Genomic DNA, 23,595 nt, shown 5'->3' on the forward strand with positions numbered 1-23,595 from the left:
GAAGCGTGCCATGGGTGCGGGGCTTGCCGCGGCCCCCATCATTATGCCTCTTCCGAGCTTCGCGTCTTCCTGTGAATCGTTTTCCTCCGAGTCCCAAGCGGTCTCCATAGCCGTGCCCCGGGGTCAGTCGGGGTCGATGTAGCGCTTCAGGATGGGGGCGTAGGCGTCGATGCGGCGGTCGCGGAGAAAAGGCCACTGGCGGCGCACGGCCTCGGTCCGGCCGGGGTCCAGACCGGCCGCGAGGATCTCGGGCGCAGCCTCGCCGGCACGGGCCAGGATCTCGCCCTGGGGGCCGGCGACGAAACTGGTGCCCCAGAAGGTCGCGCCGGGTGACTGACCGGAAGGGTCGGGTTCGTGCCCCGTGCGGTTGCACGCGATCACCGGCAGATTGTTGGCCACCGCATGGCCACGCTGGACGGTGATCCACGCTTCCTGCTGGCGCTGCTGTTCCTGCGGCGTGTCCTGCGGATCCCAGCCGATGGCCGTCGGGTAGATCAGGACCTCGGCGCCAGACAGGGCCATGATGCGCGCGGCCTCCGGATACCATTGGTCCCAGCAAACCAGCACGCCGAGCCGGCCGACGGAGGTGTCGATCGGGACGAAACCTGTATCGCCCGGGGTGAAGTAATACTTTTCGTAGTACCCCGGGTCGTCCGGGATGTGCATCTTGCGGTAGGTGCCAAGCAGACGGCCGTCGCGCTCGAACACCACCGCGGTGTTGTGATAAAGCCCCGGGGCGCGCCGCTCGAACAATGAACCGACGAGGACCACGCTGTTCTCCCGCGCGATGGTGGCCAGGCGTTCGCAGCTGGGGCCGGGGATTGCCTCCGCGGTGTCGAAGGTGGAGAGATCCTCGGTCTGACAGAAGTAGGGGCCGGTATGCAGCTCGGCCAGCACCACCAGTTGTGCGCCTTTCGCGGCGGCCTCGGCCACCGCAGTGGCGGTGGCATCGAGGTTGGCGTCGACACTCCCGGCATCGCGGTGCTGGACGAGGGCGACGGACAGAGTCGTGTTGGACATGGGGCTGGCTCGCTTGGGTGGTTATTCCTGCGGTATGCCGAGGGCGGCCGCGGGGTATTGCATGGTCAGACAATGCAGGCTGCCCCCCTGGCGGATGATCGCCCGGCAGTCGATCTCCACGATCTCGCGTCCCGGGAAGGCCTCGGCGAGACGATCCCGCGCCACCGCGTCGGCGACATCGTCGTAGACCGGGAGGAGTACCGCTCCGTTCAGGATCAGGAAGTTCGCGTAGGTGGCGGCCAAGCGGCGTCCATCCTCGACGATCGGGGCGGGCCAGGGCAGTGGGATCAGCCCGTAGGGCTCGCCGGAGGCTTGGCGCAGGGCCTGAAGCTCCTGTTTCATCGCCAGCAGCTCGGGATAATGTGGATCCTGCGGATCGTCGCACTGGACATAGGCGATGGTATCGGGGGCGCAGAAGCGCGCCAGCGTGTCGATATGGGCATCGGTGTCGTCACCCTCCAGCTGGCCATGGTCCAGCCAGAGGATGCGCTGGGCGCCCAGCCATTGTCCGAGGGATCGTTCGAGTCCCGGGCGGTCCAGCTCGGGGTTGCGCGTGCCGGAGAGCAGGCAGCGCGAGGTGGTCAGTAGGGTGCCGGCACCATCGGATTCAATGGAACCGCCCTCGAGGACCAGGCCGGTCGGTTCCGGCACGCAGAGCCCGAAGACGCCCTGACTGGCCAGCGCCCGGGTGATCCCGTCGTCCAGTTCGGCCGGGTACTTGCCGCCCCAGCCATTGAAGGTGAAGTCCAGCAGACGCGGCTGGTCGCCGTCGAACACGGCGATGGCGCCGTGGTCGCGGGCCCAGGTGTCGTTGCTGGGAGCGAGGGCGAACCAGAGCCGATCGGGACGGATATCGGTTTCGGCGAGAAAGCCCGAAATCTCCTCGATGTGCTCGGGATCGCGCGCAACGATGATGACCGGTTCGAACCGGCTGATACTGGCCGCGATGCGGGCAAACACCGGATGCACCCGGTCCAGGACCAGGGCCCAGTCGGTGCCATCATGCGGCCAGGTGAGCTGGATCGCGCCTTGTGGTTCCCACTCGGCCGGAAGGCGGCGATGCGTCGGTGCCGGGGCGGTTCCCCCCGCGCTCATGGACGATCGGCGCGGGATCCGTTGCGCACGGCGCTGTGAAGGACGTACTCGCCCTCGAAGATCACGGAAAAGTCGGCGTAGTCCCAGCGCGTGATGGGCGGATCGCCCACGGTTGTGTGACGCTTATCGGGCTCGCCGTGCTGGCGAATCACGGCGGACTGGCTCTCTCCGCGAGTCGGGACGCCTTCACGTTCCTTTACAGTAAACCCGCCGTCGGGACTGTTCAGGATGTCGGCCGATGCGGTGGCGATGGTGGCCCCCAACAGCGCCAGCGCGAGGGCGCCCGCCGCGTTCCGGACGGTGCTTCGGCACCGTGTGCTGATGTTCTGGGTGGGGGTCGAGGCGTTGCGTTTCCCTGGCATGGCCAACTCTCCGTTTGCTGGATGGCCCCATGGTAGCGTCAAGTGTGACGCCATGCCTCCTCGTCGAGTGGCGACAATCCGGGCTATAGGCGCAGCCCGACATCTCTGGCATGATTTCGCGATGTTTCGCCCCCTGACTCTCGCCATCGGCCTGCGCTACACGCGCGCCAAACGGCGCAATCACTTCATCTCGTTCATCTCGGTGGTGTCGATCATCGGGCTGGTCCTTGGGGTAATGGCGCTGATTACGGTCTTGTCCGTGATGAACGGCTTCGAGGGCGAATTGCGCGAGCGCATCCTCGGGATGGCGTCACACGCGACGATCCGCGAGGCCAATGGAGGCCTTCGGGACTGGGAGCGCCTGCAGCGCGAGGCACCCGAAGCCGATGAGCGCGTCGTGGCTGCGGCACCCTATGTCCAGGGCGAGGCGATGCTGAGTGCACGTGGAAACATTTCCGGGGCCCTGATCCGTGGCGTGGAGCCAGGGGCAGAGGAACGCGTCGCGCGCATTGGCGAGCACATGCTTCAGGGTGAACTGGGAAGCCTGAAGGCGGGGCGTTACCGCGTGGTGCTCGGCCGTGAGCTAGCAGCCGAGCTGCGCGTTCGGGTAGGAGACTCGATCATCCTGATGGCCCCGCAGGCCTCGGTGTCACCGGCCGGGGTGATGCCGCGCATGCGGCGGTTCGAGGTGTCCGGGTTGTTCGAGGTCGGGATGTACGAATACGACCGCGGCACGGCGTTTATTCATCTGGAAGACGCCCAGGCGGTGTTCCAGATGGGGGAGCAGGTCACCGGGCTGCGGTTGCGCCTAACCGACATGATGGAGGCGGGCGGGGTTGCGCGGGACGTTGCGGCACAGCTGGACGGCCTGTTCCGGGTGTCCGACTGGACCCGTGAGCACGCGAACCTCTTTCGCGCGATCCAGATGGAGAAGATGGTTATGTTCATCATCCTCTCGCTCATCGTGGCGGTGGCGGCCTTCAACATCGTTTCGACGCTGATCATGCTGGTCACCGATAAGCAGGGGGATATTGCCATCCTGCGAACGCTCGGCCTTTCGCCGGCCGGGGTCATGGTGATCTTCATGGTGCAGGGCGTGGTGATTGGAGTGATCGGGATCCTGCTGGGGACAATCGCCGGGGTCTCGCTGGCAACGAATATCGACGTCGTGGTGCCCTTCATCGAGCGCGTATCCGGAGTCGAATTCCTCTCTGCGGAGGTTTATTACATCAGTGACTTGCCGTCGGAACTCAAGGTGTCGGATGTTCTCCGGGTCGGCGTTCTCGGCTTCCTGCTGACGGTAGTGGCCACGCTGTTCCCGGCCTGGCGAGCAGCCCGTACCCAGCCCGCGGAGGCCCTGCGTTATGACTGATTCCGATACGCCGGTTCTCGAGGCGATCGGCCTGGAACGCCGCTTCCGTGACGGCAAGCTGGATGTCGCCGTGCTCAGCGGGGTCGATTTCGCCCTGCAGCCGGGTGACCAGACGGCGATCATCGGGGCCTCGGGCAGTGGCAAGAGCACCCTGCTGCACCTGCTGGGCGGACTGGATCGCCCGACGTCCGGTGAGGTCCGGCTGCGCGGCACGGACTGGACGCGCATGAGCGAGGCCAGGCGCGGGCACCTGCGCAACCAGCATCTCGGATTTGTCTACCAGTTTCATCACTTGCTGCCCGAGCTGACGGCCGCCGAGAACGTGGCGCTGCCGCTGCTGATCCGGGGGCAGTCCAACCGCAAGGCGCGGGAAGAGGCGCGCCATTGGCTGGAGCAGGTTGATCTGGGACACCGCATGGAGCACAAGCCGGCGGAGCTCTCCGGCGGGGAACGCCAGCGCGTCGCGATCGCCCGGGCGCTGGTGACGCGACCCTCGGCCATCCTGGCAGACGAGCCCACCGGGAACTTGGACCAGGAGCGCGCGGCGCAGGTGTTCGATCTGCTCCGGGCCATGAACCGATCCACCGGCACCGCGCTGGCCCTGGTCACCCACGACATCACCCTTGCACGCGAGCTGGACCGATCCGTCCAGCTGGTCAAGGGTCACCTCGAGCAGGAACCCTTGGACGGTCAGCTGGCCGTCCACTACTAGTTACGGCATCGCGCGTAGGCTGGAGCGCCTGGCCGGATGAGACTTACGGGTCCGGGTCCCGGTCGTCGACGGCGCGTGTCTCCCGCCGTGCCGCTGCTTCGCGTTCCGCCATTTCCTTGCGCAGGCGGCGCAGGTAGCGGCGGCTGCGCACGCGCTGGACCACGTTCAGACGCCACAGGAAGCGCACAAGCAAATACCCCGCGAGACTGGCTGCCGCACCAAGCAGGACGCTACCCAGCAGCAAGGGCTGCCAGACCGGCAGCAACTCCGTGGTGAACCACTCCCAGCTCCAGTCGATGTGCATGTCGCGGCCGGGTTCGTCCAGGAGCTTGCGCCCGATCGTGTAGGCCAGATACAACATGGGCGGAATGGTGACCGGGTTGGAGATCCAGACCAGGATCACCGAGATCGGCAGATTCACGCGGACCACCAGGGCCACGGCGGCCGCGATCAGCATTTGCATGGGCAGTGGCAGGAAGGCCACGAAGAGCCCGACGGCAAACGCACCAGCCACGGAGCGGCGGTTCAGATGCCACAGATCCGGCGACCCCAGACGCGGCCCCAGCGGGGCGAGCGCCTTGTGCCCGCGCATGTGTTCCATGCCGGGAAACATCTTCTTGATGATGTGTCTTGCCATGTACCGGGCTGCCGATGCTGCATCTCGCGCGGGTTCGTGACCACGCCTGGACCCTTCATTCTCGCCGATTTTGGGCACCGGCTGCTTGTGCCGGCTGCCGCCTGTACCGGCTTGCGGTTGCCGGGAGGCCGGCCGTGACGGGCTTCGCGCTCGGGCTGGTCGCTACGACCTGGGGGTTGCACCGGCTCCCGGAACCCCTCCCGCTGACGCCCGGTCTCGTCGTAGTCCTGTTGGTGATCACCGTGACTGCGGCGGCCGGGCTGCGACGGCTCGACGTCCGGACGACGGGCGCATGGACCGCGTCCCTGGGCATGCTGGTCGCGTGGGCGCTGGTTTTCGCAACGTCGACCGACTGGCGCGACCGTTCCCTGGGACCCTCGCTTGCGGGAGAGGAAGTCACGGTGCGGGCCACCGTCACCAGTCTGCCGGAACACGCTGGGCACCGCAGCCGGTTCCGGATCGCGGTGGAGGCGACTGTGGAGGCACCTGATGGTTTCCGTGCGCGGGAGTTGCTGGTGTCCACGTATCCGGCCCGGCCCTCGGTAACGCCGGGCACCCGGGGTGTCATGCGCCTGCGCCTGCGCCCCGCGACGGGGCCTGCGAACCCGGGTGGTTTTGACCGGGCGGGGTGGTATTACCGCGAAGGGTTGCATGGCTCTGCCACATTGCTCGATCTTGAGAACCTGGGTGATATGCCGGCGGCGGAAGCGGCCGTTCCCTGGCGGGCCCGTCTCCATGGGACGCGGGCGTGGTTGCGCGATCGCCTGGAAGCTGCCGCTCCGGAGCTGCGCCATCCGGGTCTGGTACAGGCCCTGGTGATCGGGGATCGCCAGGCGATGACCCGGCCGGAATGGCAGGCGTTCCTGCGCACTGGAACCAACCACCTGATGGCGATCTCCGGTCTGCATGTGGGCCTGGTCGCCGGGTTTGTCGGGCTCCTGGCCGCCGGGGCCTGGAGCGGACTGGGCCCCGTGCAACGGCGAATGCGCAAGGCGGCCTTCATTGCGCTGGCCAGTCTGGCAGGCGCTGCGATCTACGCGGCACTGGCCGGTTTCAGCATCCCGACGCAGCGGGCGCTGATCATGCTGGTCGCCTTCATGGCCGCGTTGTTGTGGCGCCGCGAAGCGTTTGCGTGGCGAGGCTTGATGCTGGCCGCCATCGCGGTCGTGCTGTGGCAGCCGGCGAGCGTACTGGCCCCGGGGTTCTGGTTCTCCTTCGGGGCCGTCGCGGCGATCCTGGTGCGGCTCCAGGGACGTGCCGGCCGCCCCGGCTGGCGCGAGGCCGGGAGCCTCCAGGTCTTGCTCGCCCTGGCGATGCTCCCGCTTAGCATGGCCTGGTTCCAGTTGGGCTCCTGGGTGGCGCCACTTGCCAACCTGGTGGCGGTACCGGTGATCAGCCTGCTGGTCCTGCCTGTATTGCTGGTCGGGGCCGAACTGGCGGCCTTGTGGGCACCGCTGGGACAGCCGTTCCTGCAGGCGGGCGATGCGGTGCTGGCGCTGCTCGTCGTGGTGCTGGACGGACTGTCGGGGTTGCCCGTGCTGGTCGACGAGCGACGGGTTCCCCTTGCCGCGAGTCTGCTGGGGGGGCTTGCCGTCGTGATAGCCCTGCAGCCCCGGTCGCGCCGGGCCGGGGTCTGGGTCCTGCTCGCGGGCATTGCGCTGATCCTGCCGATGCGCCCCGATCTCGAAGCAGGTGCGGTAAGGGCCCTGTTGCTGGATGTCGGAAATGGCCAGGCGATGTTGCTGCAGACACGGCATCACAATCTGCTTTTTGACGCGGGCCCCGGGCGTGAAGGGGGCTTCAGCGCGGGGGAACAGATCGTGGCGCCGGCGTTCCGGGCCGAGGGGGTGCGGCACCTGGACCGGCTGATCCTCAGTCACGAGCATGCCGCGCATACCGGAGGTGTGGACGGCGTCCGGGCGGCCATGCCGGTGGCGGAGACCTTGCGCCGGATCCCGGGTGGTAATCACGAACGGGCCTGCGAGGCAGGGGAACACTGGCACTGGGACGGCGTGCAATTCGAAGTGTTGCACCCACCGGCAGGCTGGGATGGGAGCGCCTCCGCCTCCTGCGTGCTGAAGGTGGAGACGGCCGGCGGTGTCCGGTTGTTGCTGACCGGCGGTCTTGGCGGGCTGGGCGAGGCGGTGCTGATGCGCGATTTACCGGACAGGCGTGCCAGTGACCTGCTGGTGCTGCCGCGCGGGGCCGGTGGCGACAGCTTGAGCCGCGGGTGGCTGGAGGATGCCCGGCCGCGGCTGGCGTGGGCGAGTACGGATGCGAGAGGGCGGGGTCTGGCGGCCGATGTGCGGGAGCGGCTGGACTCGGCCTGCGTACCCCTGCAGGAGACCGGGCTGCACGGCGCATTGCGGCTGGAGGCGAATTCGGAACTGGAGGTGGCGCCCGGGCATCGTGCCCGCCACCGGCACCTCTGGCAGCCTGCGTCGCGCCCGCCGTCGCGCGGGCCGGAGGGGTGCAACCCCGCGTCAGGGGACGAGATCCACTGGTAGAATGACCGCATGAATCCCGAACACTCCGACACCATCCGACCCATCCGCTTCCGCGAGGGTACGCTCGAATTGCTGGATCAGCGCCGCCTGCCCCAGGAGAGCGTCTGGCAGACCTATCAGGACGCCCCGGCCGTGGCGGCGGCCATCCGTGACATGGTCGTGCGTGGCGCGCCGGCGATCGGCATTACCGCGGGTTTCGGCGTCGTGCTGGCCTGCCAGTGCGCCATGGGGCAGGGCGACTGGCGTGCCCGTGTGGCCGCGGATATCGAGACCCTGCGCGGCTCCCGGCCCACGGCGGTGAATCTGTTCTGGGCGCTGGATCGCATGCAAGCGGTCGTGGCCGCCAGTGCGACGGTGGACGCGGCCGTGACCGAGACCCTAGCCGTGGCCGAGCAGATGCTGGAGACCGATATCGCCGGCAATCGTCAGCTAGGCGCCCTGGGCGCGCAATTAATTGAGCCGGGCCGCGGCGTACTGACCCACTGCAATACCGGTTCGCTGGCAACCGGGGGATACGGCACCGCGCTCGGCGTGATCCGCGCCGCCTGGGATGCCGGGCGGGTCAAGGAGGTGTTCGCCGACGAGACCCGACCCTGGCTGCAGGGCAGCCGGCTGACCGCCTGGGAGCTGGTTCATGACGGCATTCCGGTGCAGGTGCTGTGTGAGGGTGCCGCTGCCAGCCTGCTGCGCTCGGGCCGCGTGGGTTGGGTGATCGTCGGGGCGGACCGGATTGCCGCCAATGGCGACGCCGCCAACAAGATCGGCACCTATGGCCTGGCGTTGCTGGCCCGGGCCCACGGGGTTCGGTTCATGGTGGCGGCGCCGGTGGCGACCATCGATTTCGAGATGGCGGACGGATCGGGCATACCGATCGAGCAACGTGGGGAGGACGAGGTGCTCGCGCTGGCCGGCCAGCGGGTGGCGGCTGACGGCGCGCGCGGATATAACCCGGCCTTCGACGTCACCCCGGCGAAGCTGATCGATGCCATCGTGACCGAGCGGGGCGTGGTCCAGGCCCCCAGCCGGGAGCGGCTGGCGGCCCTGCGCGAGGGCGCGGGCGGGGAGCTGCTCGCATCCGGCAGCTGACGACCGTGCAAATCGGGGCCGGCACGCTCGCTTTCGGGGCTGAGAGCGTCGGAGAACCGTTTTGAGGGGCGAAAACCCAAGCCCCAGTGGTTACCCCTGTGGTATGATCGCGAGCTTGTTCAGACGGACGGCGTAACCCTCGATGGCTGAATTTGCCAAGGAAATCTTCCCGGTCAATCTCGAAGACGAGATGCAGCAGTCCTACCTCGATTACGCGATGAGCGTAATCGTGGGCCGGGCCCTCCCCGATGTCCGTGACGGCCTCAAGCCGGTCCATCGCCGCGTGCTCTACGCGATGCGCGAGCTGGGCAACGACTACAACAAGCCGTACAAGAAGTCGGCGCGCGTGGTCGGTGACGTGATCGGTAAATATCACCCGCATGGCGATTCCGCCGTCTACGACGCCATCGTGCGCATGGCGCAGCCGTTCTCGATGCGTTACATGCTCGCGGACGGGCAGGGCAACTTCGGCTCCATCGACGGCGACTCGCCGGCGGCCATGCGCTACACCGAGGTGCGCATGGCGCGCATCGCGGCCGAGCTCCTGGCCGACATCGACAAGGAAACCGTCGACTTCATCGACAACTACGACGGCTCCGAGACCGAGCCGGCGGTGCTGCCGAGCAAGTTTCCGAACCTCCTGGTCAACGGCTCCGCCGGCATCGCGGTGGGGATGGCGACCAACATCCCGCCGCACAACCTGCGCGAGGTCATCAACGCCTGTGTCGCGCTGATCGACGAGCCCGATATCTCCATCGACGGACTGATGGAGCACCTGCCGGGTCCCGACTTCCCGACCGCCGGCATCATCAACGGCATCGATGGCGTACGCGAGGCCTACCGCACCGGCCGCGGCCGAGTGCTGATCCGCGCGCGATCGCATGTGGAGCCGCTGGAAGGCGGCCAGCGCGAGGCGATCGTCGTCACCGAGCTGCCCTACCAGGTAAACAAGGCACGGCTGACCGAGAAGATCGCCGAGCTGGTCAAGGAAAAGCGCATGGAGGGCATCTCCGAGCTGCGCGACGAGTCGGACAAGGACGGCATGCGCCTGGTGATCGAGCTCAAGCGGGGCGAGATGGCCGAGGTAGTCCTGAACCACCTCTACATGCACACCCAGATGCAGAATGTCTTCGGCATCAACATCGTCGCGCTGGTGGACGGCCAGCCGAAGGTGCTGAACCTGCGCCAGGTGCTGCAGGCGTTCCTGCGTCATCGCCGCGAGGTGGTGACCCGTCGCACCATCTACGATCTGCGCAAGGCCCGCGAGCGGGCCCATATCCTGGAAGGCCTGGCGATTGCACTGGCCAACATCGACCCAGTCATCGAACTGATCCGCGCCGCCCCCAACCCGGCCGAGGCAAAGGCCGGGCTGCTGGCGCGTGCCTGGCCGCTGGGCGTGGTCAGCGACATGCTGGACCGGGCCGGCGCCAGCGCCTCGCGACCGGAAGACCTGGCCCCGGAATACGGCATGGGCGAGGACGGGTACCGGCTGTCCGAAGCGCAGGCCCAGGCCATTCTGGATCTGCGTCTGCACCGCCTGACGGGGCTCGAGCAAGACAAGATCCTGGACGAATACCGCGAGTTGCTGGAGCTGATCGACGACCTGCTGGACATCCTCGGCTCGGGCGACCGGCTGCAGCTGGAGATCCGCAACGAACTGCTGGCGGTGGCCGAACAGTTCGGCGACCAGCGCCGCAGCGAGATCCGCGAGCGCCAGGCGAACCTGACCCTGGAAGACCTGATCGGCGAGGAGGACGTGGTGGTCACGTTGTCGCACGCCGGTTACGTGAAGTACCAGCCGGTGGCGGACTATCGTGCCCAGCGCCGGGGCGGGCGCGGCAAGGCCGCGACCAGCTTCAAGGAAGAGGACTTCATCGACCGGCTGGTGGTCGCCAACACCCACGACACCATCCTGTGCTTCTCCAGCCGTGGACGGGTGTACTGGCTCAAGGTCTACGAACTGCCGCAGGGCTCGCGTGCCTCGCGCGGCAAGCCGATCGTCAATCTGCTGCCGCTGGAATCGGACGAGCGCATTAACGCGATCCTTCCGGTCCGCGAATACACCCCGGACCACTACGTGTTCATGGTCACGGCGCAGGGGACGGTCAAGAAGACTCCGCTGACCGATTTCTCGCGGCGTCGAGCGTCCGGCATTATTGCGGTGGATCTGCGCGACGGCGACCATCTGGTGGATGTGTCCCTGACCGATGGCACCCTGGATGTGATGCTGGTTACCACCGCCGGCAAGGCGGTGCGCTTCCACGAGAGCGACGTGCGGGCCATGGGTCGCACCGCCTGTGGCGTCCGGGGCGTGCGCATGGAGGACGACCAGCGGGTGATTGCGCTGCTGAACGTCGACGAGGGCGCGGCGTTGCTCGCCACGGAGAACGGCTTCGGCAAGCGCACCCGCTTCGACGAGTTCCCGGTGCACCGCCGTGGCGGCCAGGGCGTGATCGCGATCCAGACCGAGGGCCGCAACGGCCTGCTGGTCGGGGCGGCGCGCGTGCTGGACGATGACGAGGTGATGCTGATCACCAACGGCGGCACCCTGGTGCGTACACCGATCGACCAGATCCCGCTGATCGGCCGCAACACCCAGGGGGTACGCCTGATCCGCCTCGACGAAGGCGAGAACCTGGTGGAGCTGGCCCGTGTGGCCCAGCTGCAGGGCGAGGACGAAGACGATCCCGGTCCGTCCGAGGCCGGGGCGGACCCGGAGGCGGGTCCCGAATCCAGCGACGATGGAGAACAGGCATGACGCGAGTGATGAACTTCAGCGCGGGGCCGGCGGCCCTGCCCCAGGCCGTACTCGAACGGGCCCGTGACGAACTGCTGGACTTCCGCGGTTCCGGGATGTCCGTGATGGAGATGAGCCACCGCGGCAAGCCGTTCATGGCCGTCGCGGAGAAGGCCGAACACGACCTGCGCAAGCTGATGAACATCCCGGAGGACTACTCGGTGCTGTTCCTGCAGGGCGGGGCGACCGGGCAGTTCGCGGCCATCCCGATGAACCTGGCCAACGGCCAGGGCATGGACTATGTCGACACCGGTGCCTGGTCGGGCAAGGCCATCAAGGAGGCCCAGAAGTACGGCCCGGTGAATATCGTGGCGAGTTCGCAGGCGAGCGGGTACGACTCGATCCCGGATCGCGCCACGTGGAACCTGGATCCCAACGCGGCCTTCGTGCACTACACCCCGAACGAGACCATCGGCGGGGTGGAGTTCCCGGATATCCCGGATGTGGGCGATGTCCCGCTGGTGGCGGACATGTCTTCCACCATCCTGTCGCGCCCGATCGACGTCTCGAAATTCGGCGTCATCTATGCCGGGGCGCAGAAGAACATCGGCCCGGCGGGCCTGACCGTGGTGATCGTGCGCAACGACCTGCTGCAACGGGAGAAGGGCGCGGTCCCGGCGGTACTGGACTGGGCGCTGCAGGCCGAGAATGACTCGATGTACAACACCCCGCCGACCTTTGGCTGGTACCTGGCCGGGCTGGTATTCGAATGGCTGCTGGACCAGGGGGGCCTGGAGGGTATGGCCGAGGTCAACCAGCGCAAGGCCGCCAAGCTCTACCAGTACATCGACAATTCGGCGTTCTATCGCAATCCCGTGGAACCCTCGGCCCGTTCCTGGATGAATGTGCCGTTCATCCTCGCGGACGATGCCCTCGACGGGACCTTCCTGAACGAAGCGGACGCCGCCGGATTGTCCTCGCTGAAGGGCCATCGTTCGGTAGGCGGGATGCGTGCCAGCATCTACAACGCGGTGCCGGAGAGTGCGGTGGACACCCTGATCGAGTTCATGGCGGACTTCGAAAACCGTCACGCCTGATCCCGTCCAAACGCAGTCACCGGTCGTATTACCGGGCCAGGAGGTCGTGATGTACCGGATCCAGACCTACAACAACATCGCGGTGCGCGGGCTGGACCGCTTCCCGCGCGATCACTACGAGGTCGCGTCGGATATCAACCAGCCGGACGCGCTGATGCTGCGCTCGTTCGACCTGCATTCCGTGGAAATCCCGGAGTCGGTTCTCGCGGTCGGGCGCGCGGGCAGTGGGGTGAACAACATCCCGGTAGAAGCCTTGTCGGAACGCGGCGTGGCGGTATTCAACGCCCCGGGCGCCAACGCCAACGCGGTGAAGGAACTGGTAATCGCCGGGCTGTTGCTGGCGGCGCGCAATCTGCTGCCCGCGGCCGGCTACGTGCAGGAGCTGGACCCGACCAAGGAAGACTTCATGTCGGCGGTGGAGCAGGGGAAGAAGAAGTTCACCGGCTTCGAGCTTCCAGGCCGCCGGCTGGCCGTTCTGGGCTTGGGCGCGATCGGGGTGGGCGTGGCCAACGCCGCCCGTGCGCTGGGCATGGAGGTGGTCGGCTTCGATCCCAAGGTAACGGTAGAGAATGCCTGGCGGCTGGATTCTGGCATCGAGCGGGCCCGCTCGGTAGAGGCGGCCCTGGAGGGTGCCGACGCGGTCACCGTCCACGTGCCGTTGACCGAGAATACTGCCAACCTGGTGAATGCGAAGAACCTGGGGGGCATGAACACCGGGGCGATGGTTCTGAACCTGGCGCGCGAGGGCATCGTCGATGACGAGGCCGTGCGCGAAGGGCTGGATGCCGAACGCCTGCACGCCTACATCACGGATTTCCCCGTGCAGGGTATGGTGGACCACCCACGCGTGATCACCCTGCCGCACCTGGGGGCCTCGACAACCGAGTCCGAAGAGAACTGCGCGGTGATGATTGCCGATCAGCTGCGCGACTACCTGGAAAACGGCAACGTGGTGAATTCCGTCAATTTGCCGACGCTGGTGCTGGATCGCAAGGGCGACACGCGCATTGCGATTGTCAACCGCAACCTGCCCGATCGCGTCGGACGGATCTCGCATACCCTGGGCGAGTCGAACATCAATATCCTGCACTTGATGAATGACTCCCGCGGCGATCTGGCCTACACCCTGCTGGACGTCGATGGCCACCCCGATGCGGCCACCCTGGACGCGTTGCACCGGATCGACGGCGTGCTGCGGGCCCGGGTTCTCTAGATCGTGACGGGGGATTCGCATTCATCGCAGGCCGCGAGCGAGCCAGAGGATCTGGCGGCCCTGCGTGCACGCATCGACGCCCTGGACGCCGAACTGCTCGAACGCCTGAGCGAACGGGCCCGCTGCGCGGAGGCCGTCGCACGGGTCAAGCGCCGCCAGGAGAACGATCCGGTATTCTATCGACCGGAGCGCGAGGCAGAGATCCTGCGCCGCGTGCGGGAGCAGAATCCCGGTCCGCTGTCGGGCGAGGCGGTCACCCGGCTGTTCCGCGAGATCATGTCGGAATGCCTGGCGCTCGAACATCCGCTTAATGTGGCGTATCTCGGGCCGGTCGGGACCTTCACGCACCTGGCGGCGCGCAAGCACTTCGGGCACGCGGTGGACACCCAGCCGCTGGCGTCCATCGATGCCGTCTTCGGCGCGGTGGAAACTGGCCGCGCGCAATTCGGCGTCGTTCCCATCGAGAACAGCTCCGAGGGGGTGGTGACCCATACCGTGGACTGCTTCATGGACTCCTCGTTGCAGATCTGCGGCGAGGTCGTGACCCCGATTCATCACCACCTGCTGGCGCAGGCGGAGGATCTCGGCCAGATCCAGCGTGTGCTGGCTCATGCGCAGGCGCTCGCGCAGTGTCGCCAGTGGCTGGACGCGGAATTGCCCCACGCCGAGCGCGAGGCCGTCTCCAGCAATGCCCGGGCGGCCGAGATCGCGGCACAGGATCCCACAGCCGCGGCCCTGGCTAGCCAGGCGGCGGCCGAGCATTACAATGTCCCGGTCCGCGCGCAGCATGTGGAGGATCGCGCTGACAACACGACGCGGTTCCTGATCATCGGCGCCGGGACCACCGAGCCCAGCGGCGCGGACCGCACCTCGGTCATGCTGAGCACCGCCAACCGTCCAGGGTCACTGTATTCGCTCCTCAAGCCGATCGCCGAGGCCGGCATCAGCCTGACCCGCATCGAGTCGCGCCCGTCGCGCTGCACACCCTGGAACTACGTGTTCTTCCTCGATCTGATCGGTCACCAGCAGGACCCGCTGATCCGCGACTGCCTGGAGCAGCTGCAGGCCAGCGCCGATACCGTGAAGGTACTGGGGAGCTATCCCCAGGCCGCCACCTGATTCGCCTCCCCGACGTCCTTACTTGAATGGCCGAGGTTACCCGCATGGCATCCAACCCCTCCGTATCCGCTACGGCCGGCGCGGCGTTTGATCCCGTCGCACTCGCGGTCGCCGGCGTCCAGGGCCTGAGCCCGTATCAGCCGGGCAAGCCGGTGGCCTCGCTCGAGCGCGAACTGGGCATTACGCAGGCGATCAAGCTGGCCTCGAACGAAAACCCGCTTGGGCCATCACCGCTGGCGGTGGAGTCGGGGAGGGCGACCTTGGCCGAGGCGCACGTCTATCCCGACGGCAATGGCTTCGAACTGAAGGCCCGTCTGGCCGAGCGCCACGGGGTGACGCCGGACCAGATCACCCTGGGCAACGGCTCCAACGAAGTGCTGGAACTGATCGCCCGCACCTGGCTCGCGCCGGGGCGCGCGGCCGTGTTTTCCGCACATGCGTTCGCCGTCTATCCGCTGGTGACGCAGGCGATGGATGCCGAGGCGCGGGTGGCGCCCGCACTGGCCGCTGACCATCCGGAGCAGCCCTTCGGGCATGACCTGGACGCGATGCGCGCCCGGGTGGACGGTGATGTCCGGGTGGTGTTCGTGGCTAACCCGAACAACCCGACCGGGACCTGGCTGGATGGCCGGGCGCTGGAGGCCTTCGTGGCGGCGATGCCGGCGACCACCGTGGTCGTGGTGGACGAGGCGTATTTCGAGTATGTCGAGGAGAACGGGTATCCGGATACCACCCAGTGGCTTGACCGCTATCCAAACCTGATCGTGACCCGGACCTTTTCCAAGATCCAGGGCCTGGCCGGCCTGCGTCTCGGGTATGCCGTCAGCTCGCCGGAGGTCGCGGACCTGCTGAACCGGGTACGTCAACCCTTCAACGTCAATGCGATTGCGCAGGCCGCCGGGCTGGCAGCGCTGGATGATGTCGAGCATGTGGCGAAATCGGTCGCCATCAACCGCGAAGGGCTCCGACAGGTCAGTGCGGCCCTGCGCGAGATGGGCCTGCGCGTGATCCCGTCGGTCGGCAATTTCGTCACCTTCGACACGGGCCGCGATCCTGGCCCGGTATACGAATTCCTGCTGCGCGAGGGTGTCATCACGCGCCCGGTCGAGAACTATGGGCTCCCCGGGCATCTGCGCGTAACCGTCTCCACCCACGAGGAAAACGACCGGTTCCTCGAGGCGCTGAAGAAGGCGCTCGCGTGATCGAACGGCTGGTGATCTTCGGGGTCGGCCTGATCGGCGGCTCTCTGGCGCTGGCCCTGCGCGAGGCGGGGGCGGTGCGCGAGGTGGTGGGTTGCTCGCGTAACGCGGACAACCTGCGCGAGGCGCAGCGCCTGGGCGTGATCGACCGGTGGACCACGGACATCGCCGCGGCCGCCGAGGGCGCCGACATGGGCGTGCTCGCCGTCCCGCTGGGCGCCATGGAACCGCTCGCGCGCGAGATCGCGGCGGCCTGGCCCGAGGACAGCCCGTTAACCGACGTGGGCAGCAGCAAACAGGCCGTGATTGATGCGGTGGGTGCCGGGTTCGGCGAACTCCCGCGCGCCTTCGTGCCTGGCCATCCGATAGCGGGTACCGAGAAGAGCGGGGTGACGGCGGCCTTTCCCACCCTGTTCCGTGACCGTCTGGTGATCCTGACGCCGACGGATGCCACCAACCCGCTGGCAACCGACCGGGTGGCCGCGATGTGGCAGGCCGCGGGCGCGCGAGTCGAGTACATGACTCCGACGCACCACGACCGGGTCCTTGCGGCGACCAGCCATCTGCCGCATGTGCTGGCCTTCACGCTGGTATCGTCGCTCGCCAACATGAGCGAGCGCGACGAGATCTTTCACTACGCCGCCGGTGGCTTTCGCGATTTCACGCGGATCGCCTCCAGCGATCCGGTGGTCTGGCGCGACATCTGCCTGGCCAATCGTGACGCCATCCTCGAGGTGATCGGACACTACCAGACCGATCTGGAGAACCTGCGTGCGGCGATCGAGGGCCGTAATGTCGCGGCCATCGAACAAAGTTTTGAACACGCCAAGGAAACCCGCGATCGCCTGTGCGACCCCGCGGATGCACAATTGGATACCTGAAACCCGATGAATACCTTTATCGTACAGCCCGGAGGCCAGCTTGCGGGCCATGCCCGCGTGCCGGGGGATAAGTCGATCTCGCACCGCGCCATCATGCTGGGCGCGCTCGCCGAGGGCGAGACACACGTGACCGGCTTTCTCGAAGGTGCGGATTGCATCGCGACCCTGGAGGCATTCCGCGCCATGGGCGTCGCCATAGAGCGGACTGGCCCTGGTTGTGTGCGCATCCAGGGCGCCGGGCTGCACGGTCTGAGCCCTCCGTCCACCGCACTGGACATGGGCAACTCGGGTACCGCGATGCGCCTGCTGTGTGGTGTCCTCGCGGGTCAGGCGTTCGACAGCGAACTGGTGGGTGATCGCTCCCTGAGCGGGCGGCCGATGCGCCGGGTCACCGAGCCGCTGGCAGCGATGGGCGCCCGGATCGATACCAGCGAGGCCGGGACGCCGCCGCTACGGGTGCACGGCGGCGCGCCACTACGAGGGACCGATCATGTGCTCCAGGTCGCCAGTGCCCAAGTGAAGTCCGCCCTGCTGCTGGCCGGCCTGTGGGCCGATGGCCGAACATGCGTGACCGAACCGGCGCCCACGCGTGATCACACCGAGCGGATGCTGGCCGGGTTTGGCTACCCGGTCGAGCGCGACGGGCCGCGCGCCTGTGTCGACGGCGGTGGCCGGCTGGTCGCGAGCCCGGTCGACGTGCCGGCGGATATCTCCTCGGCGGCATTCTTCCTGGTCGGGGCTTCGATCGCCTCCGGCTCGCGTATGCGCCTGGAACATGTGGGGATCAACCCGACCCGCACCGGCGTGATCGACATTCTGCGCCTGATGGGCGCCGAGATCCGCGTGCTGGACAAGCGTGAGGCGGGGGGCGAGCCGGTAGCCGACCTGGAGGTCGAGGCTGCTGCGCTGAAAGGTATCCAGATCCCCGAGCACCTCGTGCCGCTGGCGATCGACGAATTTCCCGCGATCTTCGTCGCCGCCGCCTGCGCCCAGGGCGAAACCGTGCTGACCGGAGCCGAGGAGCTGCGGGTGAAGGAAAGCGACCGCATCCAGGTGATGGCCGATGGCCTGATGACCCTGGGCGTGGATTGCGAGGTCCAGCCAGACGGGATTCGAATCCGGGGCGGCGACGGGTTTGGTGGCGGCGAAGTCGACAGCCACGGCGACCACCGGATCGCGATGTCCTTCGCAATGGCGGGTTTGCGTGCCCGTGCACCCATCCGCATCCGTGACTGCGCGAACGTGAGTACATCCTTTCCCGGATTTGTGGAGCTGGCACGCGAGGCCGGGCTGCAACTGGAGGCGGCATGAGTTCAGAAGCTCCGGTAGTGACCATTGACGGGCCCGGCGGGGCCGGAAAGGGCACGGTGTGCATGCGCGTGGCGGCCGCGATGGACTGGCACTTGCTGGACAGCGGCGCCCTGTACCGCCTGCTGGGACTGGCCGCGCGCCAGCACGGGGTGGAACTGACCGACGAGACCGCACTGGTGCGTCTGGCCGCCGGACTCGACGTGGATTTCGAGATCAACCCGGACGCGACGGCGGTCGCCACGCTCCTGGAGGGGACGCAAGTCGACCAGTTGCTCCGCACGGAGCAGGCCGGCAGCGATGCCTCCCAAGTGGCCGCGATTCCCGCCGTGCGCGAGGCGCTGCTGGAGCGACAGCGCGGCTTCGCCAGGGCCCCGGGGCTGGTTGCCGACGGGCGCGACATGGGCACGGTTGTATTCCCCGAAGCGGACCTGAAGATCTTTCTGACGGCGTCGGCGGAGGAAAGGGCACGGCGGCGTTACATGCAGTTGAAGGAACAAGGACTTAGTGCTAATCTCTCCGCCCTTCAGGACGAGATGGAGTCCCGCGACCGTCGCGACCGCGAACGCAGCGTGGCCCCCCTCAAGCCCGCCGAAGATGCCTGGGAACTGGATACTACGGACCTCGACATCATTGGCGTGGTGGACATGATCCTGGAGCGCCTCCGGGACGTACTCCCGGAACAAAGCCCCCGCCCCGCGGAATAAGCCGTCGGAAGCGGGATCACAAACGTCTAGAACTGGTTGCAGGAAGCTTCTGCAAGCCTTTGTTAAACCACAGGTTCACAAATCCATGAGTGAAAGTTTCGCGCAACTGCTCGAAGAGAGCATGGCCTACACCCAGATGCAGCCGGGTGCCATCCTCAGTGCCACCGTCATTGAGGTCACCCCGGAAGTCGTCGTGGTGAACGCCGGCCTGAAGTCCGAGGGGGTCATTCCCACCGAGCAGTTCATGAACGACGAGGGCGAACTCGAGGTCAAGGTCGGCGATGTCGTCGAAGTGGCCCTCGAGACCCCGGAAGACGGTTTCGGCGAGACGCGCATGTCGCGCGAGAAGGCCAAGCGTGCCAAGGCCTGGGACCGTCTCGAAGCCGCGATGGAAGAAGAGCAGTACGTCACCGGCAAGATCTCCGGCAAGGTCAAGGGCGGTTACACCGTCGAGCTGGGAGACATTCGTGCGTTCCTGCCGGGTTCACTCGTGGATGTCCGTCCCGTGCGCGATACCGCGTACCTGGAAGGCAAGGAGCTGGAATTCAAGCTCATCAAGCTGGATCGTCGCCGTAACAACGTCGTGGTCTCGCGTCGCGCCGTGGTCGAGCAGGAGTACAGCGCCGAGCGCGAAGAACTGCTGAAGAACCTGCAGGAAGGCGCGCAGGTCAAGGGTATCGTCAAGAACCTGACCGACTACGGGGCGTTCCTGGACCTGGGCGGCATCGACGGCCTGCTGCACATCACCGACATGGCCTGGAAGCGGGTCAAGCATCCGTCCGACGTGGTCGAGATCGGGGAGGAAGTCGAGGTCAAGGTGCTCAAGTTCGATCGCGAGCGCATGCGCGTTTCGCTGGGCCTGAAGCAGCTGGGCGAGGATCCGTGGGAGAACATCACCCGCCGTTATCCGACCGGCACCCGCATCTTCGGCAAGGTCACCAACATCACCGACTACGGCTGCTTCGTGGAGATCGAGGACGGCGTGGAAGGCCTCGTGCACGTGTCCGAGATGGACTGGACCAACAAGAACGTCAACCCGGGCAAGATGGTCGCGATCGGCGACGAGGTCGAGGTGATGATCCTGGACCTGGACGAAGAACGCCGCCGCATCTCGCTGGGCATGAAGCAGTGTCAGTCCAACCCCTGGGACGACTTCGCCGCCAACCACAACCGTGGCGAGAAGGTCCGTGGCCAGATCAAGTCGATCACCGATTTCGGCGTCTTCGTTGGCCTGGAAGGCGGCATCGACGGCCTGATCCACCTTTCCGACCTGTCCTGGCACGAAGCAGGGGAAGAGGCGATCCGCAACTTCAAGAAGGGTGACGAGGTCGAGGCCGTGGTCCTGTCCGTGGACCCCGAGCGCGAACGCATCTCCCTGGGCCTGAAGCAGCTGGACCGCGACCCGTTTGCCAACTTTGTGGCCGAACACAGCAAGGGCAGCATCGTGAAGGGCACTGTCAAGGAAGTGGACGCCAAGGCCGCGGTGATCGAATTGGCCGACGGTATCGACGGCATCCTGCGGGCGGCGGATATCTCGCAGGACCGTGTCGAAGACGCGAGCACCGTGCTCAACGTGGGCGACACCGTCGAAGCCAAGTTCATGGGCGTCGACAAGAAGACCCGCGCCATCAGCCTGTCAATCAAGGCCAAGGATCGTGCCGAGGAGGCCGAGATGGTGTCCGACTACGGCAGCAACGCCGGCAGCGGTACGACCCTGGGCGACCTGCTGAAGGAACAGATGGACAAGAACGACTAAGTCCGTTCCGCACTGGCCCACGGTACCAGAGGGTGCCGTGGGCCATTTTGTACCGGGAAACCGGATTTCCTTCCTGTCTGTGACGAGTGCCAGATGACCAAATCGGAATTGATCGAGAACCTCGCGCGAAAGTCGCCTCACCTGCCTGCCCGGGATGTCGAAATGTCGGTCAAGGCATTACTCGAGCGCATGAGTCATGCGCTGGCTAACGGCCAACGGGTCGAAATTCGCGGCTTTGGCAGTTTTTCCCTGCATTTCCGGCCACCCCGGCTGGGACGCAACCCCAAGACCGGCGAAGGTGTTGCCTTGCCCGGCAAGCATGTCCCCCATTTCAAACCGGGCAAGGAATTGCGTGAACGGGTCAACGGCACCGCGGAAGAGAGCGCCTAGATCGCCCGTGGATGAGCGGCGTCGACAGCGGGTTCGCAACGCCGTGGCCTTCGCCGCGTTGATCGTGATCTCTTCCGCTGTTGGCATTCTTGTGGTTTTGAACGAAGACCTGGTGACCCTCGCACTGCCGGGCATCGAGATCGAGGCGCCCCTCGTTGTGTTTCTCGGCGTTTCAGCGATCTTCGGGGTCCTTCTGGCCTCGTTTGTTCTATGGCTGCGGCTGCGCCGCCTCCGCCAGAAGATCGCCGACCTTCGCGAACAAAACCACGCCCTGAAGGTCGAGGTCGAGCAGTTGCGTACCGCGCCCATGCGGGATTTCTACTAGTCGCGTGAAATTCATGCGACGCCTTTCTTCCCTTACTGATTCCTTCGCACACGGGACCCGTCGCCGCCCATGATGGATGACTGGTTCTGGTTACTGCTTCCGATAGCCGCTGCCAGCGGGTGGTGGCTGGCGCGCTTTGGTGTTCCGGAAGACTACGAGGAACCCGAGCCCTCGCTGGACCGCTACCTCGAAGGGGTGCGCCACCTGCTGGATGACCGCACGGACGATGCCCTGCAGGCCTTCATCGAGATGGTGGAGGTGGATCACGAGACCTTCGAGACCCACGTGATCCTGGGTCGGTTGTTCCGCCGGCGGGGTGAGGTCGACCGGGCAATCCGCATCCACCAGAACCTCGTTGCGCGGCCCACGTTGCCCGCGGCGCAGCGTTCCCAGGCGCTGTGCGAGCTGGGCGAGGATTTCCTCCTGGCCGGAGTGCTGGATCGAGCAGAGGCTGTGTTTCGGGAACTGGCCGATTCGCCGCACCAGGCGGTGGCCGCGCTCGAGGGGCTGCGTCAGGTGTACGAGACCCAGCGCGAATGGGAACGGGCGATCGAGGTGGGCGAACGCCTGAAGGAACACGGGGTTCCCCACGAAGAACAACGGCTTGCGCACTACCACTGTGAGCTAGCCCAGACTTCGCTGGATCAGGGAGCCTCGGATGCGGCCAGGGCACGCGCGGAACAGGCGGAGTCCCTGGTGCCGGGATTGTCCCGGGCCCTGTTGATTCAGTCGGAAATCGCGGCACGGGCCGGAGAAATTCACGAGGCAATCCGGTTCGGGCGCGAAGCGGTCGCCCGAACCCCGCAGCTGGCGCCACTGCTGGTACCAAGAATCGAGCGGTTGCATCAGGAGCTCCCCGGAGAAAACCGTCTCGGCCAGCTGGAAGAACTGCTGGATGATCTCGCCCGCAATCGTGGCATTACGATGGCGCGAATCGCGCTGATGCGGTTGTATCGGCGCACGGGAAGACTCGACGCGGCCCTGGCGGAACTGGGCCAGATCCTGGCGCAGCGTCCGGTACCGACTTCCGGACTGCTGGAGGCCGTTCGCTGGATGAAAATCCTGCCAGCGGTCCAGCAATACAGCGCGGAATTCTCGGCATTCGAGAAGGCCCTGTCGGACCAGCTCGGTACCCAGCACCTGTACCAGTGCGTGAACTGTGGCTATCAGGGGCGAGCGCATGTATGGCAGTGCCCGAGTTGTCGCCGCTGGGACACCCTCCGCGGGCTGGATTTTGACATTGACCAGACGACGGAGGCCGCCGAGGAGGCGCTGATCCGCGAAGGGAGTCCCCACTCATGACTGTGACCCCGGAACCTGCAACACGCCTGATCGTGGCCCTCGACTTCGCCGAGGCCGATGCGGCCCTGACCTTCGCGCGCCAGCTGGACCCGGCCCACTGTGCACTGAAGGTCGGATTCGAACTGTTCGTCGTCGCCGGGCCCGACCTGCTGCACCGGCTTCACGATCTGGGTTTTCGGGTGTTTCTGGACCTGAAGTTCCATGACATCCCGAACACCGTCGCGGCCGCCTGCCGGGCGGCCGCGCGCACCGGCGTCTGGCTGATCAATGTGCATGCCAGCGGTGGCCTGGAGATGATGCGGGCGGCACACGAAGCGGTGCGCGAGACCAATGACACGAGCGCACTACTGGCGGTGACCGTACTGACTTCCAGCGACGCCGAAACCCTGCGTGAGATCGGCGTGAGCCGTGAGCCGGCGGATCAGGTGGGCCTACTGGGCGAACTGGCGGTACAAAAGGCAGGGCTGGAGGGCCTGGTCTGTTCGGCCCAGGAGGCGGGCATGCTGCGACGCCGGTTGGGCGCACGCCCCCTGCTGGTGACCCCGGGGATCCGGCTGGAGGACGCGGCAGGGGATGACCAGAAGCGCGTCATGACACCCGAACGGGCCCTTGCGGCCGGCGCCAGCGCGATCGTCGTCGGCCGGCCGATCACGCGGGCACCGGATCCGGCCAAAGCAATGGAGGCCTTCGTCACACGGCTGGGTGTGCCGAATGACGCTTCGGATTAAGGGGGTTTTCCCGGCCCGTTGATCCCGCTAGGATGCCCTTGG

The 23,595-nt window shown here is 66.6% G+C and carries 21 protein-coding genes; 17 read left to right on the forward strand and 4 right to left on the reverse strand.

The annotated features are described in order from the left end of the window. Positions 1 to 123: 123 nt before the first annotated feature. Genes ACESLR_RS00710 through ACESLR_RS00720 form a run of 3 tightly spaced genes read right to left on the reverse strand, consistent with a single transcriptional unit; the run spans position 124 to position 2,477 of the window. Positions 124 to 1,020 (reverse strand): carbon-nitrogen hydrolase, encoded by an 897-nt coding sequence (locus ACESLR_RS00710; protein WP_373024929.1) that lies wholly within the window; start codon positions 1,018 to 1,020, stop codon positions 124 to 126. Positions 1,021 to 1,041: 21 nt separating this feature from the next. Next, the gene (locus ACESLR_RS00715) at positions 1,042 to 2,115 is read right to left on the reverse strand and encodes an agmatine/peptidylarginine deiminase (RefSeq protein WP_373024930.1); all 1,074 of its coding nucleotides are present in this window, start codon (positions 2,113 to 2,115) and stop codon (positions 1,042 to 1,044) included. Next, a complete protein-coding gene (locus ACESLR_RS00720; RefSeq protein WP_373024931.1) occupies positions 2,112 to 2,477 on the reverse strand; it encodes a hypothetical protein in 366 nt (121 codons plus the stop codon). The genes ACESLR_RS00715 and ACESLR_RS00720 overlap by 4 nt, the downstream gene beginning before the upstream one ends. 121 nt (positions 2,478 to 2,598) lie before the next feature. Here ACESLR_RS00720 and ACESLR_RS00725 point away from each other — a divergent pair, with 121 nt between their 5' ends. Together ACESLR_RS00725 and ACESLR_RS00730 are read left to right on the forward strand one after the other, a co-directional pair. Further along, positions 2,599 to 3,849, forward strand: a complete 1,251-nt coding sequence (locus ACESLR_RS00725; protein WP_373024932.1) for a lipoprotein-releasing ABC transporter permease subunit — start codon at positions 2,599 to 2,601, stop codon at positions 3,847 to 3,849. Next, positions 3,842 to 4,561 carry an ABC transporter ATP-binding protein gene (locus ACESLR_RS00730; RefSeq protein WP_373024933.1) on the forward strand — a complete coding sequence of 240 codons (720 nt, stop codon included), beginning with the start codon at positions 3,842 to 3,844 and terminating at the stop codon, positions 4,559 to 4,561. Before ACESLR_RS00725 ends, ACESLR_RS00730 begins: the two co-directional genes overlap by 8 nt. 43 nt (positions 4,562 to 4,604) lie before the next feature. On the opposite strand, the gene ACESLR_RS00735 is transcribed toward ACESLR_RS00730, so the two are convergent. Continuing rightward, complete coding sequence (locus ACESLR_RS00735; protein ID WP_373024934.1) at positions 4,605 to 5,198, reverse strand: DUF2062 domain-containing protein; 594 nt, start codon at positions 5,196 to 5,198, stop codon at positions 4,605 to 4,607. 203 nt (positions 5,199 to 5,401) lie between these two features. Between ACESLR_RS00735 and ACESLR_RS00740 the strand changes: the two genes are divergently transcribed. The 15 genes from ACESLR_RS00740 to pyrF all read left to right on the forward strand — a co-directional run bounded on the left by ACESLR_RS00740 (position 5,402) and on the right by pyrF (position 23,553). Further along, a complete protein-coding gene (locus ACESLR_RS00740) occupies positions 5,402 to 7,705 on the forward strand; it encodes a DNA internalization-related competence protein ComEC/Rec2 (RefSeq protein ID WP_373024955.1) in 2,304 nt (767 codons plus the stop codon). A 9-nt stretch (positions 7,706 to 7,714) separates the two neighbouring features. After that, complete coding sequence (gene mtnA, locus ACESLR_RS00745; RefSeq protein WP_373024935.1) at positions 7,715 to 8,791, forward strand: S-methyl-5-thioribose-1-phosphate isomerase; 1,077 nt, start codon at positions 7,715 to 7,717, stop codon at positions 8,789 to 8,791. Positions 8,792 to 8,933: 142 nt separating this feature from the next. After that, positions 8,934 to 11,549: a DNA gyrase subunit A gene (gene gyrA, locus ACESLR_RS00750; RefSeq protein ID WP_373066565.1), complete on the forward strand. Its 2,616-nt coding sequence runs from the start codon at positions 8,934 to 8,936 to the stop codon at positions 11,547 to 11,549. Next, complete coding sequence (gene serC / locus ACESLR_RS00755; protein WP_373054322.1) at positions 11,546 to 12,625, forward strand: 3-phosphoserine/phosphohydroxythreonine transaminase; 1,080 nt, start codon at positions 11,546 to 11,548, stop codon at positions 12,623 to 12,625. The genes gyrA and serC overlap by 4 nt, the downstream gene beginning before the upstream one ends. 49 nt (positions 12,626 to 12,674) lie before the next feature. Then, positions 12,675 to 13,838, forward strand: coding sequence for a 3-phosphoglycerate dehydrogenase family protein (locus ACESLR_RS00760; RefSeq protein WP_373024938.1), 1,164 nt, complete (start codon positions 12,675 to 12,677; stop codon positions 13,836 to 13,838). 3 nt (positions 13,839 to 13,841) lie between these two features. After that, positions 13,842 to 14,957: a prephenate dehydratase gene (gene pheA / locus ACESLR_RS00765; RefSeq protein ID WP_373024939.1), complete on the forward strand. Its 1,116-nt coding sequence runs from the start codon at positions 13,842 to 13,844 to the stop codon at positions 14,955 to 14,957. Positions 14,958 to 15,001: 44 nt separating this feature from the next. Next, on the forward strand, positions 15,002 to 16,159 hold the full coding sequence (hisC, locus tag ACESLR_RS00770) for a histidinol-phosphate transaminase (protein WP_373024940.1): 1,158 nt from the start codon (positions 15,002 to 15,004) through the stop codon (positions 16,157 to 16,159). Beyond that, positions 16,156 to 17,037 (forward strand): prephenate dehydrogenase, encoded by an 882-nt coding sequence (locus ACESLR_RS00775; RefSeq protein ID WP_373024941.1) that lies wholly within the window; start codon positions 16,156 to 16,158, stop codon positions 17,035 to 17,037. Before hisC ends, ACESLR_RS00775 begins: the two co-directional genes overlap by 4 nt. Before the next feature lie 6 nt (positions 17,038 to 17,043). Continuing rightward, positions 17,044 to 18,348, forward strand: coding sequence for a 3-phosphoshikimate 1-carboxyvinyltransferase (aroA, locus tag ACESLR_RS00780; protein ID WP_373024942.1), 1,305 nt, complete (start codon positions 17,044 to 17,046; stop codon positions 18,346 to 18,348). Beyond that, a complete protein-coding gene (gene cmk, locus ACESLR_RS00785) occupies positions 18,345 to 19,052 on the forward strand; it encodes a (d)CMP kinase (RefSeq protein WP_373024943.1) in 708 nt (235 codons plus the stop codon). Before aroA ends, cmk begins: the two co-directional genes overlap by 4 nt. A 49-nt stretch (positions 19,053 to 19,101) precedes the next feature. Then, positions 19,102 to 20,808 carry a 30S ribosomal protein S1 gene (gene rpsA / locus ACESLR_RS00790; RefSeq protein ID WP_373066574.1) on the forward strand — a complete coding sequence of 569 codons (1,707 nt, stop codon included), beginning with the start codon at positions 19,102 to 19,104 and terminating at the stop codon, positions 20,806 to 20,808. Positions 20,809 to 20,901: 93 nt separating this feature from the next. Continuing rightward, a complete protein-coding gene (locus tag ACESLR_RS00795; protein WP_373024944.1) occupies positions 20,902 to 21,198 on the forward strand; it encodes an integration host factor subunit beta in 297 nt (98 codons plus the stop codon). A 7-nt stretch (positions 21,199 to 21,205) separates the two neighbouring features. After that, positions 21,206 to 21,523, forward strand: a complete 318-nt coding sequence (locus tag ACESLR_RS00800) for a lipopolysaccharide assembly protein LapA domain-containing protein (protein ID WP_373024945.1) — start codon at positions 21,206 to 21,208, stop codon at positions 21,521 to 21,523. A 69-nt stretch (positions 21,524 to 21,592) separates the two neighbouring features. Then, the gene (locus ACESLR_RS00805; RefSeq protein ID WP_373066569.1) at positions 21,593 to 22,825 is read left to right on the forward strand and encodes a tetratricopeptide repeat protein; all 1,233 of its coding nucleotides are present in this window, start codon (positions 21,593 to 21,595) and stop codon (positions 22,823 to 22,825) included. Beyond that, on the forward strand, positions 22,822 to 23,553 hold the full coding sequence (pyrF, locus tag ACESLR_RS00810) for an orotidine-5'-phosphate decarboxylase (protein WP_373024947.1): 732 nt from the start codon (positions 22,822 to 22,824) through the stop codon (positions 23,551 to 23,553). The genes ACESLR_RS00805 and pyrF overlap by 4 nt, the downstream gene beginning before the upstream one ends. Positions 23,554 to 23,595: the final 42 nt, after the last annotated feature.

Source organism: Thioalkalivibrio sp., assembly GCF_041685615.1.
Taxonomy (GTDB): Bacteria; Pseudomonadota; Gammaproteobacteria; order Ectothiorhodospirales; family Ectothiorhodospiraceae; genus Thioalkalivibrio.

Excerpts from the sequence above, each read along its gene's own strand:
- cmk (WP_373024943.1), top strand. The coding sequence starts at position 18,345 with ATGAGTTCAGAAGCTCCGGTAGTGACCATTGACGGGCCCGGCGGGGCC.
- aroA (WP_373024942.1), top strand. The coding sequence starts at position 17,044 with ATGAATACCTTTATCGTACAGCCCGGAGGCCAGCTTGCGGGCCATGCC.
- mtnA (WP_373024935.1), top strand. The coding sequence starts at position 7,715 with ATGAATCCCGAACACTCCGACACCATCCGACCCATCCGCTTCCGCGAG.
- serC (WP_373054322.1), top strand. The coding sequence starts at position 11,546 with ATGACGCGAGTGATGAACTTCAGCGCGGGGCCGGCGGCCCTGCCCCAG.
- ACESLR_RS00710 (WP_373024929.1), bottom strand. The coding sequence starts at position 1,020 with ATGTCCAACACGACTCTGTCCGTCGCCCTCGTCCAGCACCGCGATGCC.
- hisC (WP_373024940.1), top strand. The coding sequence starts at position 15,002 with ATGGCATCCAACCCCTCCGTATCCGCTACGGCCGGCGCGGCGTTTGAT.
- ACESLR_RS00735 (WP_373024934.1), bottom strand. The coding sequence starts at position 5,198 with ATGGCAAGACACATCATCAAGAAGATGTTTCCCGGCATGGAACACATG.
- ACESLR_RS00715 (WP_373024930.1), bottom strand. The coding sequence starts at position 2,115 with ATGAGCGCGGGGGGAACCGCCCCGGCACCGACGCATCGCCGCCTTCCG.
- gyrA (WP_373066565.1), top strand. The coding sequence starts at position 8,934 with ATGGCTGAATTTGCCAAGGAAATCTTCCCGGTCAATCTCGAAGACGAG.
- ACESLR_RS00720 (WP_373024931.1), bottom strand. The coding sequence starts at position 2,477 with ATGCCAGGGAAACGCAACGCCTCGACCCCCACCCAGAACATCAGCACA.
- ACESLR_RS00760 (WP_373024938.1), top strand. The coding sequence starts at position 12,675 with ATGTACCGGATCCAGACCTACAACAACATCGCGGTGCGCGGGCTGGAC.
- ACESLR_RS00725 (WP_373024932.1), top strand. The coding sequence starts at position 2,599 with ATGTTTCGCCCCCTGACTCTCGCCATCGGCCTGCGCTACACGCGCGCC.
- ACESLR_RS00795 (WP_373024944.1), top strand. The coding sequence starts at position 20,902 with ATGACCAAATCGGAATTGATCGAGAACCTCGCGCGAAAGTCGCCTCAC.
- ACESLR_RS00730 (WP_373024933.1), top strand. The coding sequence starts at position 3,842 with ATGACTGATTCCGATACGCCGGTTCTCGAGGCGATCGGCCTGGAACGC.
- pyrF (WP_373024947.1), top strand. The coding sequence starts at position 22,822 with ATGACTGTGACCCCGGAACCTGCAACACGCCTGATCGTGGCCCTCGAC.
- ACESLR_RS00805 (WP_373066569.1), top strand. The coding sequence starts at position 21,593 with ATGATGGATGACTGGTTCTGGTTACTGCTTCCGATAGCCGCTGCCAGC.